Source organism: Microbacterium sp. Se63.02b (genome assembly GCF_014171575.1).
Lineage (GTDB): Bacteria > Actinomycetota > Actinomycetes > Actinomycetales > Microbacteriaceae > Microbacterium.
Genome location: NZ_CP050453.1, coordinates 2,427,323 through 2,440,604, shown reverse-complemented (window position 1 = coordinate 2,440,604; position 13,282 = coordinate 2,427,323). Strand labels below are relative to the sequence as shown.

The window sequence follows — 13,282 nt, the reverse complement described above, 5'->3', positions numbered from 1 at the left end:
AAGATTACTCGCATGACCTCTCCTGTTCCTCCCCGTGAGTCCGATGCCGCTGTTCTCGAGGCTGTGGCGACCGGGATCCCGTCCGCGCTCTCCGACCTCGGCCACCTGGTGCGCATCCCCGGATGGCGTGGCCCGCGTTCGACCAGACTCAGCTGGAACGCAGTGCGCAGCAGGTCGCCGCGCTGGCGTCCGACTCCGGTGTGTTCGACGACGTGCGTGTGCTCCGTGCACGGATCCCCGGGACGGACGAGCTGGGGCAGCCTGCTGTGCTCGCCACACGGGCCGCGCGCAACGGCCGGCCGACGATCCTGTTGTACGCGCACCACGACGTGCAGCCTCCGGGGGACGACTCCCTCTGGGAGACGCCGCCCTTCGAGCCGACGGTGCGCGACGGGCGCCTCTACGGCCGTGGCGCAGCCGACGACAAGGCCGGGATCATGGCGCACATCGCCTCTGTCCGCGCGGTGAGCGAAGTGCTGGGTGACGACCTCGACCTCGGCATCGCCATGTTCATCGAGGGGGAGGAGGAGTACGGCTCGCGGTCCTTCGCGCAGTTCCTCTCCGACAACAAGGAGGCTCTGCGCGCCGATGCGATCGTGGTCGCCGACTCCGGCAACTGGGACTCCGTGACACCGGGACTCACCGTCTCCCTGCGTGGCAACGCCCGCTTCACGATGCGGGTACGCACACTGGACCATGCCTCGCACTCCGGGATGTTCGGCGGGGCCGTGCCCGACGCGATGATGGCCACCGTCACCCTGCTGTCCACACTCTGGAACGCCGACGGCTCTGTCGCGGTCGCGGGCATGACCGAACGGGACGCGCCGACTCCGGAGTACTCGGAAGCGACCCTGCGCGACGAGGCGGGTCTCCTGCCCGGCACGACGCCCATCGGCGGCGGAACGATCCTCAGCAGGATCTGGAACAAGCCGTCGGTCACGGTCATCGGGATCGACGCCACGAGCGTGGGTGCAGCGTCCAACACCCTGCTTCCCGAGGTCACGGTCGTGATCAGCGCGCGTGTCGCGCCGGGGCAGACCGGGCAGGAGGCCTACCAGGCTCTCGAAGCACACCTGCGTGCACACGCGCCGTTCGGGGCGGAGCTCACGTTCTCCGACGTCGACCTCGGCGACGGCTTCCTGGTCGACACCAGCGGATGGGCCGTGGCGTTGACGCGCGACGCCATGCGCGATGGATACGGAGTCCCGTCGATCGATCTCGGCGTCGGCGGCTCGATCCCCTTCATCGCCGACCTCGTGCGGGAGTTCCCGACGGCTCAGATCCTCGTCACGGGGGTCGAGGACCCTCACTCCCGGGCACACAGTCCGAACGAGTCCCTCCACCTGGACACCTTCCGCCATGCCGTCGCGAGCGAGGCACTGCTCCTCGCCCGGATGAACACGGTCCGACTCTGAGCCGTTCTGCCGCACCGGCGGTAGAATTGCGCGAGAAGCCGTGCCCCAGCGGCCCGTCACAAGGAGCGACATGAGCGACACCACCCTGACCTCAGACATCACCAAGGCCCACGGGATCAGCCTGACCGGCGCCGCCGCGACCAAGGTGAAGAACCTGCTCGAGCAGGAAGGCCGCGACGATCTGCGTCTGCGCGTCGCCGTGCAGCCCGGCGGATGCTCTGGCCTCATCTACCAGCTCTACTTCGACGAGCGTTACCTCGAGGGCGACGAGACGGTCGACTTCGACGGCGTCGAGGTCATCGTCGACAACATGAGCATCCCGTACCTCGACGGCGCGTCGATCGACTTCAAGGACACGATCTCCGAGCAGGGGTTCACGATCGACAACCCCAACGCTGCAGGCAGCTGCGCATGTGGAGACAGCTTCCACTGAGTCGGCACGGCACCTGGCGAACGTTCTCAACCTGCGTGGTTGGCATGAATCAGGTGTGAGGTTGCCCTAGACTTGGGTGTGCTCTGTTCGCGATCTGAAAGGTGCATCGTGCCCTCGAAACGCAGCCTTCGTTGGGCCGCCCTCCCTGTGGGAGTTGCGGCAGCCTTGGCCCTGGCGGGATGTACTCCCACCGAGCTGAACGGCTTTCTTCCGGGCTTCGTGGAGGGCGGCCCCGCTGCCACCAATCAGACCGAGCGCGTGTCGTCACTCTGGGTGAACTCCTGGATCGTGCTTCTCGCCGTCGGCGTCATCACCTGGGGCCTGATGGCCTGGGCCGCGATCGCGTACCGTCGCCGCAAGGGGCAGACCGGCCTTCCGGTCCAGATGCGCTACAACATGCCGATCGAGATCTTCTACACGATCGTGCCGCTCATCCTCGTGCTGGGCATGTTCTTCTTCACGGCGCGCGACCAGACGGAGATCGAGGCGAAGTGGGACGACCCCGACGTCGAGATCACCGCGATCGCGAAGCAGTGGGCGTGGGACTTCCAGTACGACGGCGAAGAGGAAGACAACTCCGACGCCGTGTGGACGATGGGGATCCAGGCCCAGCCTGATGCGGAAGGCAACATCGACCAGTCGCAGCTGCCCACTCTGGTGCTCCCGGTCGACAAGAAGGTCACGATCGACCTGCAGTCGCGCGACGTCATCCACTCCTTCTGGATCATCGACTTCCTCTACAAGAAGGACATGTTCATCGGGAAGGACAACTCCTGGTCCTTCATCCCGACCCGCGAGGGCGAGTACGCCGGCAAGTGCGCCGAGCTCTGCGGCGAGTACCACTCGATGATGCTCTTCAACGTCAAGGTCGTCTCGCAGGACGAGTACGACGCGTACCTCGAGTCCCTTGAGGAGAAGGGCAACACGGGCGACATCACCGACGCTTACGACCGACTCTCCAATCTGCCTGGCACGTCCGGGCAGACCGAAACCGAGGAAGGAGAGGAGTAAGCAATGTCGACCACCGAAGCTCCTCGCACGGACGAAGCGCCTCGCTCCCGTCCCACCACTCTGCCGGCACGCCAGGCTGCTCTCATGAGCTCCTCGCGTGTGGAGCAGAAGGGCAACATCGTCGTCAAGTGGATCACCTCCACCGACCACAAGACCATCGGGTACATGTACCTGATCGCCTCGGTCCTGTTCTTCCTCCTCGGCGGCGTGATGGCCCTCGTCATCCGCGCTGAGCTGTTCGCGCCGGGTATGCAGATCGTCCCGACGAAGGAGCAGTACAACCAGCTGTTCACGATGCACGGCACGATCATGCTGCTGATGTTCGCGACACCGTTGTTCGCCGGCTTCGCCAATGCGATCCTCCCGCTCCAGATCGGCGCTCCCGATGTGGCGTTCCCGCGTCTGAACGCGTTCGCCTTCTGGCTCTTCCTCTTCGGCTCGACCATCGCGGTCGCCGGCTTCCTCACACCCCAGGGTGCGGCGTCGTTCGGCTGGTTCGCGTATCAACCGCTGGCCGGAGCGTCCTTCTCGCCCGGTGCCGGTGGCAACCTGTGGATGGTGGGTCTCGGTATCTCCGGATTCGGAACCATCCTCGGTGCCGTGAACTTCATCACCACGATCATCACCATGCGCGCCCCGGGTATGACGATGTGGCGCATGCCGATCTTCTCGTGGAACACGCTCATCACGAGCCTCCTGATCCTCATGGCCTTCCCGGTGCTCGCTGCAGCCATCTTCGCCGCGGCTGCGGACCGTATCCTCGGCGCTCACATCTACGACCCCGCGAACGGCGGCGTCCTGTTGTGGCAGCACCTGTTCTGGTTCTTCGGCCACCCCGAGGTCTACATCATCGCGCTGCCGTTCTTCGGCATCGTGTCGGAGATCTTCCCTGTCTTCAGCCGCAAGCCGATCTTCGGATACAAGACGCTCGTTTACGCCACGATCGCGATCGCCGCGCTGTCCGTGGCCGTGTGGGCGCACCACATGTACGTCACCGGCTCCGTCCTGCTTCCCTTCTTCGCCCTGATGACGATGCTCATCGCGGTGCCGACGGGTGTGAAGATCTTCAACTGGATCGGCACGCTCTGGCGAGGGTCGGTGACCTTCGAGACTCCGATGGTCTTCGCCCTCGGGTTCCTCGTGTCGTTCGTCTTCGGTGGCCTCACCGGTGTGATCCTCGCCGCTCCGCCGCTGGACTTCGCGCTCTCCGACTCGTACTTCGTCGTCGCCCACTTCCACTACGTGGTCTTCGGCACCGTCGTGTTCGCCATGTTCGCCGGTTTCTACTTCTGGTGGCCGAAGTGGACAGGGCGCATGCTGAACGAGCGCCTCGGCTACGTGCACTTCTGGATGCTGTTCATCGGCTTCCACATGACCTTCCTCATCCAGCACTGGCTTGGTGTCGACGGTATGGTGCGTCGCTACGCCGACTACTCTGCAGCCGACGGTTGGACCTGGCAGAACCAGGTCTCGACGATCGGCGCGATCATCCTCGGTGCCTCGATGCTGCCGTTCTTCCTGAACGTCTGGATCACGGCGCGCAAGGCACCGAAGGTCACCGTGAACGACCCGTGGGGTTACGGCGCTTCGCTCGAGTGGGCGACGTCGTGCCCGCCGCCGCGACACAACTTCACGTCGATCCCGCGCATTCGCAGCGAGCGTCCTGCGTTCGACCTGAACCACCCGGAGGCAGCCGAGTTCGCGACCACGGCGCCCGGCGAGCGAGAGGCCCACTAAGTCATGCGCGACAACGTCATTCTCTGGTGGATCCTGACGGCGTTCTTCGCTCTCGTCGGCGTCGTCTACACCGGCTGGCACATCCTCGCCACGCCTTCCGACAACTTCGCGGAGCGGATCGAATGGGTCGGCACCGTCGCCCTGTTCTTCGCAGCGTTCATGGCAGCCATGATCGCGTTCTACCTCGACCGCACGCACAAGGCGCAGAGGGGCGAGCTGCCCGAAGACATCCTGACGTCCGACATCGATGACGGAGACCCCGAGCTCGGCGAGTTCAGCCCGTGGTCGTGGTGGCCGATCGTGCTCGCCGCTTCAGCCGGAGTCTTCGTCGTCGGACTCGCTGTCGGTCATTTCCTGCTCCCGATCGGTCTCGCGATCTTCGTCGTCGCGATCGTCGGATGGGTGTACGAGTACTACCGCGGGAACTTCGCCCGCTGACACACTCATGAAGAAGGCCCCCGGATCCGTCCGGGGGCCTTCTCTTTTGCGGGTGTGGTTCAGGCGTGGGTGCGGACGCGTGCGATGCCGGTGAGGGGGTCGACCGGGCGACGGTGCACCCCGTCGGCATCCTCGACGGGATAGCCCTCGCGAACCCAGTACTCGAAGCCGCCGATCATCTCCCTGACGCGGTATCCGAGCTTCGCGAATTCGAGGGAGCCCTTCGCTCCGGCATTGCACCCAGGGCTCCAGCAGTACACGACGACGTCGGCATCGGCCGGGATCTCGACGGGGGCACGGTTCGCGATCTCGCTGTAGTGCATGTGCACGGCTCCCGCGACACGGCCCTGCGCCCATGCCTCGGCGGAGCGCACGTCGATGATGACGACGTTCTCGCCCGCCTTCTGCGCGGCGTGTACATCGCTCGGGTCCGTCTCGTACGAGAGCTTTGCGGAGTAATAGTCGGTGCGGTCGATCATGGCCTCAGCCTATGACGGGGCGGCCGCAGGCCTCGAGCACTTTACTGCCGTCGCGGGTGCGATTCCGGTCAGTTCGAGGCACTCACAGCACAGCGGTCATCTGCACACGGTGACCGTGTTCGAAGAGGCCGAGATCGGTCTCGATCCGGATCAGGCTGCGAAGCAGCGGGGTGTCAGGTTCGGTCACGATGAAGCCGCACGAGGCGTAGAACGGCGCGTTCCACGGCACGTCAGCATAGGTCCGCAGCGAGACACGGGGGTGTCCGCGGCGTCGAGCCTCCGCCAGCGCGGCCTCGACGAGTCGACGGCCGATGCCACGCCGTCCATGAGAAGGCAAGACGGAGAGCTGTTCGAGGTGCGCGTGACCGTCGATCTCGAGCACGTGCACGAAGCCCACGACCGTCGCATCCTTCGCACCGGCCGCATCGGTCGCATCGGTCGTCTCGATGGTCTCGGCGACGAGCACGAAGCCGGGCGCCGCGGTGCGCTCCTGCGGCGGAGTCGGGGGAGGCCAGTCCAACGCACCGAATCGATCGATGAGCACTGTGTCGGCGGCCACCTCGATCCGTCCGGTTGCGTCCTCGTCGGAAGGGGAGGCGGGACGCACGCGGAACACCATCGTCACTCCGCCACGGCCGCGATCGCTTCGATCTCGACGAGCTGATCGTCGTAGCCGAGTACGGTGACGCCCAACAGCGTGCTGGGGACGTCGTGGGAGTCGAACGCCTCTTGGACCACATCCCACGCCGCGACTAGGTCGGACTGTCGGGAGGATGCCACCAGGACGCGCGTGCTGATCACGTCGGTGAGGGTCGCACCCGCGGCGTGCAGAGCGGCCGTGAGCGTCACGATGCACCGGGCGGCCTGCGCGGCGTAGTCGCCCGGCGCCGTCGTCGTCCCGTCATCCTCCAGGGGGCAGGCGCCGGCGAGGAAGATCAGGCGAGATCCTGCCGGTGCGGTGGCAGCGTATGCATAGGGGGCATCGGCGAGGGTGTCGGCGCGGAGCAGTTGGACGACGGAAGGCATGGTCCGATCCTTTCACCCTCGGAGACGAAGAAGGCCCCGTCCGCGCGGACGGGGCCTTCTTCAGGAGGAGGAGTGGCTACTCGCCATCCTCTTCCGTGTTCTTGCGACGAGGCTTCTTCACCGGCTCGGTGGCGATCACCGTGCTGGGGGTGTTCGGCGTCTCGTCGACGTGCGTCTCATCCACCGTGAGGGGAGCGTCGGGGAAGCCCGCGCGCTCGTGAGCGCCCTGGATCTCCGCGGCCTCGGTCTCGTCGTTGTGAGCGGTGACGTGGTGCTGGTGCGCGTCGGCGGCTTCGACCTCTGCCTGCGTGAGCGGCGCGAGACGGTCCTCGAAGAACCAGCGGGAGATCGAGGAGCGGAGGTTCTCCGTCCACGGAATGCGTCCCTTGGCGTTCGGGCGAACCACGAGGGGCTCGTAACCGTCGACGTCGATGAGCTTCCAGCGGTCGTACTTGTCGACCGGCTGGTGCACTTCGATGAACTCGCCGCCGGGGAGGCGGACGATGCGGCCCGACTCGTATCCGTGCAGCACGATCTCACGGTCCTTCTTCTGCAGCGCGATGCAGATGCGCTTCGTGACGAAGTAGCCGAGGATCGGGCCGAGGAAGAGCAGTGCCTGGAGGGTGTGGATCACTCCCTCCATCGTGAGCATGAAGTGCGTCGCGATGAGGTCGGACGAGGCTGCTGCCCAGAGGACGGCGTAGAAGATGACGCCGGCGACGCCGATCGCGGTGCGCGTCGCCGCGTTGCGGGGACGCTGGGCCAGGTGGTGCTCACGCTTGTCGCCGGTGACCCACGCTTCGATGAAGGGGTAGATCGCGACGACGACGATGAAGAGGCCGAGGACCAGGACCGGCGCGATGATGCCGAACGACCAGGTGCGGTCGAGGAACACGATGTCCCAGTTCGACGGGGCCAGACGCAACGCACCATCGGCGAAACCGATGTACCAGTCAGGCTGTGTACCGGCCGAGACGGGGGACGGGTCGTACGGGCCGTAGTTCCAGATCGGGTTGATCTGGAAGAACGTCGCGATCAGCACGATCACACCGAAGACGATGAACAGGTACCCGCCCATCTTCGACATGTACACCGGCATCATCGGGTAGCCGACGACGTTGTCGTTCGTGCGACCGGGGCCGGCGAACTGCGTGTGCTTGTTGATGATCATGAGCATCAGGTGCACGACGATCAGCGCGATGACGAGCATCGGCAGCAGCAGGATGTGCAGCGTGTAGAGACGCCCCACGATGTCGGTTCCGGGGAACTCGCCGCCGAAGAGGAGGAACGAGGTCCAGGTTCCGATCAGGGGGAGACCCTTGATCATGCCGTCGATGATGCGGAGGCCGTTACCCGAGAGCAGGTCGTCGGGGAGCGAGTAGCCGGTGAAGCCCTCTGCCATCGCGAGGATGAACAGGATGAAGCCGATGACCCAGTTGAGCTCACGCGGCTTGCGGAACGCTCCGGTGAAGAACACGCGGAGCATGTGCACGCCGATACCCGCGATGAAGACGAGCGCCGCCCAGTGGTGGATCTGACGGACGAGCAGCCCGCCGCGCAGGTCGAAGGAGATGTGCAGCGATGACTCGAGCGCCGCGGACATTTCGATGCCGCGCATGGGCGCATAGGCCCCGGTGTAGTGGGTCTCGACCATCGACGCCTGGAAGAAGAACGTCAGGAAGGTTCCGGAGAGGAACACGACGACGAAGCTCCACAGCGCGATCTCGCCCAGCATGAAGGACCAGTGGTCCGGGAAGATCTTGCGCCCGAGCTCCTTGACGAAGCCCGAGAGGCTGGTGCGCTCATCGATGTAGTTCGACGCGGCACCGACGAAGCGACCGCCGAGGGGCGCCTTGGTGTCCTTGTCCTCTTTGGACAGCGTTGCGGTGCTCAATGGCGCTCCCAGAAGCTCGGGCCGACGGGTTCCGTGAAGTCGCTTCGTGCGACCAGGTAGCCCTCGTCATCGACGGTGATGGGCAGCTGCGGCAGCGGACGAGCCGCGGGGCCGAAGATGACCTTTGCGTGGTCCGTGACGTCGAACTGCGACTGGTGGCACGGGCACAGGAGGTGGTGGGTCTGCTGCTCGTACAGAGCCACGGGGCATCCGACGTGCGTGCAGACCTTGGAGTACGCGACGATGCCGTCGTAGGACCAGTCCTTGCGGTCCTCGGCCTCGATCAGCTGCTCGGGGCGCAGGCGCATCATCAGGACGATGGCCTTCGCCTTTTCTTCGAGGTAGCCGTCGTGGTGGCTGAGGGTGGCGAGATCTTCCGGGATCACGTGGAACGCCGACCCGAGGGTCACGTCCGCGGCGCGGATGGGCGTGCCGTCCGGGTCGCGGACCAGTCGCGCGCCCTTCTCCCACATCGTGTGCTTGAGCAGCACGACCGGGTCTCCTGCTGTGGGGTCGTCGGGCGTCGAGTGCGGGGCCAGGCCGCGGAACAGCGTGACGCCAGGGATGATCGATGCGACGATCGCCGCGAACAGGGAGTTGCGGATCACCGTGCGGCGTCCGAAGCCGGACTCCTCGTTCGCGTCGGCGAACGCCTTGATGGCGGCCTCGCGCGTCGAGTCCTTGCCCCGCGTCGGGTGGCGGTGCTCGATGTGCTCCTTGTCGGACATGAGCGCCTTCGACCAGTGGATCGCGCCGATGCCGAGTGCGAGCAGCGCGAGAGCGATGCCGAGCCCGATGAAGAGGTTGTTCTGCCGGATGTCGATGAGCGCGCCGCTCTCGATCGGGAACAGCATGTAGGCGGCGACCGCCCAGATGCTGCCGGCGAGCGAGAGGTAGAACAGCGTGTAGACGGTGCGGACAGCGGCCTTCTCAGCGCGCGGGTCCTTGTCGGTCATCCGCTCGCGATGCGGCGGAAGACCGGGGTTCTGCACGGGATCGCTGACTGCGACACCCAGCCCCGGAGAGGGCTGGTAGGCCCTGTCAAGAGCCTGCGAGTCGTCGTCGTGTGCCATGGTGCTCCTCGTACGTTCCTCTTCGATGAATAAGCGTCAGTTGGACTTCGCCGTGATCCACACGGTGATGGCGACGAGCGCGCCGATTCCGAAGATCCAGACGAACAGGCCCTCGGAGACCGGGCCGAGCGAACCGAGCGAGAATCCGCCGATCTGCACGGACTGCTGCTGGAAGAGCAGCGCCGAGATGATGTCGCGCTTGTCCTCGTCGGACAGGTTCATGTCGCCGAAGACCGGCATGTTCTGCGGGCCGGTGACCATGGCCGCGTACATGTGCAGTGCGCTGGTCTCGCTGAGTCCCGGAGCGTACTTGCCCTCGGTGAGCGCTCCACCGGCGGCAGCCACGTTGTGGCACATCGCGCAGTTGACACGGAACAACTCCGCGCCGTTCGCGACATCGCCCTTGCCGTCGAGGAGGTGGTCGGACGGGAACGTCGGACCGGGTGCCTCCGACTGCACGAACGAAGAGATCGCCAGGATCTGGTCTTCCGTGAACTGCGGTGCCTTCTGCGGTGCCTGCGGCCCCTGCATCTGCAGCGGCATGCGGCCGGTCGACAGCTGGAACTCGGTGGCCAGCTCACCCACGCCGTAGAGGCTGGGGCCGTTGGCCGTTCCCTGCAGGTCGAGACCGTGACAGGTCGCACAGTTCGCCTGGAACAGCTTCTCGCCGTCTTCGACCGTCAACTGGGTCGATGCGGTCTGCGTGTCGGACGCAGCGAACGCGGCGGTCGTGCCGGCATACACCGCGCCCGTGATCATGAGGCCTGCGCCGATGAGGGCGGCCGCCGCCAAAGGGCTGCGACGACCGCGGGAACGGCGCTTCTTCTCTCGTGCCATCTCGGGGATCAGCTCCGCTCTTATTTCAGGAAGTAGATAACGAGGAACAGCACGATCCAGACGACGTCGACGAAGTGCCAGTAGTAGGACACCACGATCGAGGAGGTCGCCTCCTTGTGCCGGAAGTTCTTGACGGCGTATGCGCGGCCGATGACGAGCAGGAACGCGACCAGGCCGCCCGTGACGTGCAGGGCGTGGAAGCCGGTCGTCAGGTAGAACGCGGATGCGTAGGAGTCGGCGTTGATGGGCATGCCTTCAGCGACCAGCTGGGCGTACTCCCAGACCTGGCCCGAGACGAAGATCGCGCCGAGGGCGAAGGTGAGGAAGAACCACTCGACCATTCCCCAGCCGAACAGGCGACGTCGGCCGGCGCCGTTCTTCTGGCCCTTGCCGATCTTGTACGGCTGCAGGTCTTCTGCCGCGAACACGCCCATCTGGCACGTGAACGAGGAGAGGACGAGGATCGCCGTGTTCACTGCGGCGAACGGGACGTTCAGCAGCTCGGTCCGGTCGGCCCACAGCTCCGGTGAGGTGCTGCGGAGGGTGAAGTAGATCGCGAAGAGTCCCGCGAAGAACATCACCTCACTGCCGAGCCACACAATGGTGCCGACAGCTACCGGGTTGGGCCGCTTGATCGTTCTCGCCGCCGGGGCATACGTCGCTGAGGTCGTCACCCCTCCATTATGGCCGATCCTCGAGCGTGATTCTTGCACCGGAGGCCGTTGTTTTGGCTGCGGATGACTTAGGGGACCCTAAGAAAACACTGCGAATACCCGGTGAATCCGCGGGAAACAGGGGGTGAGGCCCGCGCGCGCATGCCTGCGGATGCATCTGCATGTTTTCTCCGCGCCGATAGGATCGCACACATGGCTGATTCGCTGACCTGGTCCGATGTGCTCACCTCGTTGCTGGAGCGTCGCGATCTCAGCGTGTGGGAGTCCACGTGGGCGATGCGTCAGATCATGCAGGGCAGCGTGAGTGAGGCGCAACTCGCAGGCTTCCTGGTCGCCCTCCGCGGGAAGGGGGAGACGATCGACGAGATCGTCGGGTTCCGCGATGCCATCCTCGAGGCGGCCGTGCCGCTTCCGGTTTCCCCCGACGTGCTCGACATCGTCGGAACCGGCGGCGACCGTGTCGGCACGGTGAACGTCTCCACCACGGCCGCCATCATCATCGGCGCGACCGGGGTACCGGTCGTCAAGCACGGCAACCGTGCCGCGAGCTCCGCTTCAGGTTCCTCCGATGTCCTCGGGGCCCTCGGTCTCGAGCTCTCGCTCGATCCTGCTGCGGTGGCATCCATCCTCGACCGCACCGGGATCACGTTCGCCTGGGCGGGTGCGTTCCACCCCGGTTTCAAACACGCAGGTCCCGTGCGCGCCGAGCTCGGCGTTCCGACGGTCTTCAACATGCTCGGGCCGCTGTGCAACCCGGCGCGTGCCGAGGCCAATGCCGTCGGCGTGGCGCAGATCGAGCGCGTTCCGCTGATCACGGGCGTCTTCCGCACACGCGGCGCGACCGCGCTCGTGTTCCGCGGTGACGACGGCCTGGACGAACTCACGACGACGGGGCACAGCCGTATCTGGGAGGTCACTCGAGGCGACATCCACGAGCACGACCTGGACCCTCGCGACCTGGGCATCCCGATCGCCGACCTCGCCGACCTCATCGGAGGGTCGCCGCAGCACAATGCGGAGATCCTCCGGCGCACGCTCGCGGGCGAGACCGGGCCTGTGCGCGACATCGTGCTGTTGAACGCGGCAGCGGGCATCGTCGCTTTCGAACTGTCCCAAGACGCCGGGCAGGTGCAGCGACCTATCCTCGAGCGTCTGCGCGACGGGTACGACAAGGCGACGGCAGCGGTCGATGACGGCAGTGCGCTCGCGAAGCTCGATCAGTGGATCGATGTGAGCCGCGAGCTGGCGACACCGCAGGGGTGAGTCATGGATCCCGTCGACGCGTTGCTCGAGATCGCCTCCTTGTTGGAGCGCGAGCGCGCGTCGCGGTACCGCGCGAAGGCGTTCCGGCAGGCGGCAGCCACCTTCCAGGATCTGCCCGACGACATCACGGCGGATCCCACGAGGCTGCGCGCGGCAAAGGGGATCGGCGAATCCACGTTCGCCGTGATCCGACAGGCGCAGGCCGGACAGGTCCCCGACTACCTGGTCGAATTGCGCGGTGACGTCGAGCCCGAGCGGGTCTCGGCGCTTCGCGCCAAGCTGCGCGGCGATCTGCATGCGCACACCGACTGGTCGGATGGCACGACGCCGATCTCGGTGATGGCCGCCGCAGCGCGAGCCCAGGGACACGAGTACCAGGCGATCACGGACCATTCGCCCCGGCTGCGCGTCGCACGAGGACTCTCGGCCGAGCGTCTCCGTGAGCAGATCCCGCTGGTGCGGGCGGAGTCCGGCGAAGGATTCACACTCCTCGCGGGGATCGAGGTCGACATCCTCGAAGACGGTGCCCTCGACCAGGAAGACGCCCTGCTGGCAGAACTCGACATCGTCGTGGCCTCGGTCCATTCCAAGTTGCGCATGGACGCCCGGCCGATGACGGCGCGGATGATCGCGGCTGTCTCTCACCCGCGGGTGAACGTCCTCGGGCACTGCACAGGCCGTCTGGTGCAAGGCGATCGTGGCACACGTCCTCCCTCCGCGTTCGACGCGGCGGCGGTGTTCGCCGCGTGCGCCGAGAACGGTGTCGCCGTCGAGATCAACTCACGTCCGGAGCGGCAGGACCCGCCGGATGAGCTGATCGCCATCGCCCTCGAAGCGGGCTGCCTGTTCTCGATCGACTCGGATGCGCATGCCCCTGGGCAGCTCTCGCTTCTCGATCACGGCGCCGAGCGGGCCGAGCGGGCCGGCGTCCCCGTCTCGCGGATCGTGACGACCTGGGGCCTCGAGCGTCTGCTCGCCTGGGCGGGTTGACGCCGCCGGTCC

The 13,282-nt window shown here is 66.0% G+C and carries 13 protein-coding genes and 1 pseudogene; 7 read left to right on the top strand and 7 right to left on the bottom strand.

Going from position 1 to position 13,282, the window contains the following annotated elements:
* The first annotated feature begins 12 nt into the window (after nucleotides 1-12).
* From G4G29_RS12005 to G4G29_RS11985, 5 genes and pseudogenes are all read left to right on the top strand, one after another.
* Nucleotides 13-1,415 (top strand): annotated as a pseudogene (locus tag G4G29_RS12005) (dipeptidase).
* Nucleotides 1,416-1,485: 70 nt separating this feature from the next.
* Complete coding sequence (gene erpA / locus G4G29_RS12000) at nucleotides 1,486-1,848, top strand: iron-sulfur cluster insertion protein ErpA (protein ID WP_183150286.1); 363 nt, start codon at nucleotides 1,486-1,488, stop codon at nucleotides 1,846-1,848.
* A 108-nt stretch (nucleotides 1,849-1,956) separates the two neighbouring features.
* The gene (coxB, locus tag G4G29_RS11995; protein ID WP_183150285.1) at nucleotides 1,957-2,859 is read left to right on the top strand and encodes a cytochrome c oxidase subunit II; all 903 of its coding nucleotides are present in this window, start codon (nucleotides 1,957-1,959) and stop codon (nucleotides 2,857-2,859) included.
* A gap of 84 nt (nucleotides 2,860-2,943) precedes the next feature.
* Nucleotides 2,944-4,596 (top strand): cytochrome c oxidase subunit I, encoded by a 1,653-nt coding sequence (gene ctaD / locus G4G29_RS11990; RefSeq protein ID WP_051662515.1) that lies wholly within the window; start codon nucleotides 2,944-2,946, stop codon nucleotides 4,594-4,596.
* Between the two features lie 3 nt (nucleotides 4,597-4,599).
* On the top strand, nucleotides 4,600-5,034 hold the full coding sequence (locus G4G29_RS11985) for a cytochrome c oxidase subunit 4 (RefSeq protein ID WP_183150283.1): 435 nt from the start codon (nucleotides 4,600-4,602) through the stop codon (nucleotides 5,032-5,034).
* Between the two features lie 59 nt (nucleotides 5,035-5,093).
* Here the strand turns inward: G4G29_RS11985 and G4G29_RS11980 are convergent, their stop codons facing one another.
* The 7 genes from G4G29_RS11980 to G4G29_RS11950 all read right to left on the bottom strand — a co-directional run bounded on the left by G4G29_RS11980 (nucleotide 5,094) and on the right by G4G29_RS11950 (nucleotide 10,921).
* Nucleotides 5,094-5,513, bottom strand: coding sequence for a rhodanese-like domain-containing protein (locus tag G4G29_RS11980; protein WP_183150282.1), 420 nt, complete (start codon nucleotides 5,511-5,513; stop codon nucleotides 5,094-5,096).
* Nucleotides 5,514-5,595: 82 nt separating this feature from the next.
* Nucleotides 5,596-6,072: a GNAT family N-acetyltransferase gene (locus G4G29_RS11975; protein WP_309491575.1), complete on the bottom strand. Its 477-nt coding sequence runs from the start codon at nucleotides 6,070-6,072 to the stop codon at nucleotides 5,596-5,598.
* Between the two features lie 62 nt (nucleotides 6,073-6,134).
* A complete protein-coding gene (locus tag G4G29_RS11970; protein WP_183150280.1) occupies nucleotides 6,135-6,539 on the bottom strand; it encodes a Rid family hydrolase in 405 nt (134 codons plus the stop codon).
* 76 nt (nucleotides 6,540-6,615) lie between these two features.
* A complete protein-coding gene (locus G4G29_RS11965) occupies nucleotides 6,616-8,433 on the bottom strand; it encodes a cytochrome bc complex cytochrome b subunit (protein ID WP_183150279.1) in 1,818 nt (605 codons plus the stop codon).
* Nucleotides 8,430-9,506: a Rieske (2Fe-2S) protein gene (locus G4G29_RS11960; protein WP_183150278.1), complete on the bottom strand. Its 1,077-nt coding sequence runs from the start codon at nucleotides 9,504-9,506 to the stop codon at nucleotides 8,430-8,432. The genes G4G29_RS11965 and G4G29_RS11960 overlap by 4 nt, the downstream gene beginning before the upstream one ends.
* A gap of 36 nt (nucleotides 9,507-9,542) precedes the next feature.
* The gene (locus G4G29_RS11955) at nucleotides 9,543-10,343 is read right to left on the bottom strand and encodes a cytochrome c (RefSeq protein ID WP_183150277.1); all 801 of its coding nucleotides are present in this window, start codon (nucleotides 10,341-10,343) and stop codon (nucleotides 9,543-9,545) included.
* Between the two features lie 20 nt (nucleotides 10,344-10,363).
* Nucleotides 10,364-10,921 carry a heme-copper oxidase subunit III gene (locus tag G4G29_RS11950; RefSeq protein ID WP_205828862.1) on the bottom strand — a complete coding sequence of 186 codons (558 nt, stop codon included), beginning with the start codon at nucleotides 10,919-10,921 and terminating at the stop codon, nucleotides 10,364-10,366.
* Between the two features lie 288 nt (nucleotides 10,922-11,209).
* Here G4G29_RS11950 and trpD point away from each other — a divergent pair, with 288 nt between their 5' ends.
* Nucleotides 11,210-12,280, top strand: coding sequence for an anthranilate phosphoribosyltransferase (trpD, locus tag G4G29_RS11945; protein WP_183150276.1), 1,071 nt, complete (start codon nucleotides 11,210-11,212; stop codon nucleotides 12,278-12,280).
* A gap of 3 nt (nucleotides 12,281-12,283) precedes the next feature.
* Complete coding sequence (locus G4G29_RS11940; protein WP_183150275.1) at nucleotides 12,284-13,270, top strand: PHP domain-containing protein; 987 nt, start codon at nucleotides 12,284-12,286, stop codon at nucleotides 13,268-13,270.
* Nucleotides 13,271-13,282: the final 12 nt, after the last annotated feature.

Coding starts and splice junctions, on each gene's coding strand:
- erpA (WP_183150286.1), top strand. CDS start 1,486: ATGAGCGACACCACCCTGACCTCAGACATCACCAAGGCCCACGGGATC.
- ctaD (WP_051662515.1), top strand. CDS start 2,944: ATGAGCTCCTCGCGTGTGGAGCAGAAGGGCAACATCGTCGTCAAGTGG.
- G4G29_RS11985 (WP_183150283.1), top strand. CDS start 4,600: ATGCGCGACAACGTCATTCTCTGGTGGATCCTGACGGCGTTCTTCGCT.
- G4G29_RS11980 (WP_183150282.1), bottom strand. CDS start 5,513: ATGATCGACCGCACCGACTATTACTCCGCAAAGCTCTCGTACGAGACG.
- G4G29_RS11970 (WP_183150280.1), bottom strand. CDS start 6,539: ATGCCTTCCGTCGTCCAACTGCTCCGCGCCGACACCCTCGCCGATGCC.
- G4G29_RS11960 (WP_183150278.1), bottom strand. CDS start 9,506: ATGGCACACGACGACGACTCGCAGGCTCTTGACAGGGCCTACCAGCCC.
- G4G29_RS11955 (WP_183150277.1), bottom strand. CDS start 10,343: ATGGCACGAGAGAAGAAGCGCCGTTCCCGCGGTCGTCGCAGCCCTTTG.
- G4G29_RS11950 (WP_205828862.1), bottom strand. CDS start 10,921: ATGTTCTTCGCGGGACTCTTCGCGATCTACTTCACCCTCCGCAGCACC.
- trpD (WP_183150276.1), top strand. CDS start 11,210: ATGGCTGATTCGCTGACCTGGTCCGATGTGCTCACCTCGTTGCTGGAG.
- G4G29_RS11940 (WP_183150275.1), top strand. CDS start 12,284: ATGGATCCCGTCGACGCGTTGCTCGAGATCGCCTCCTTGTTGGAGCGC.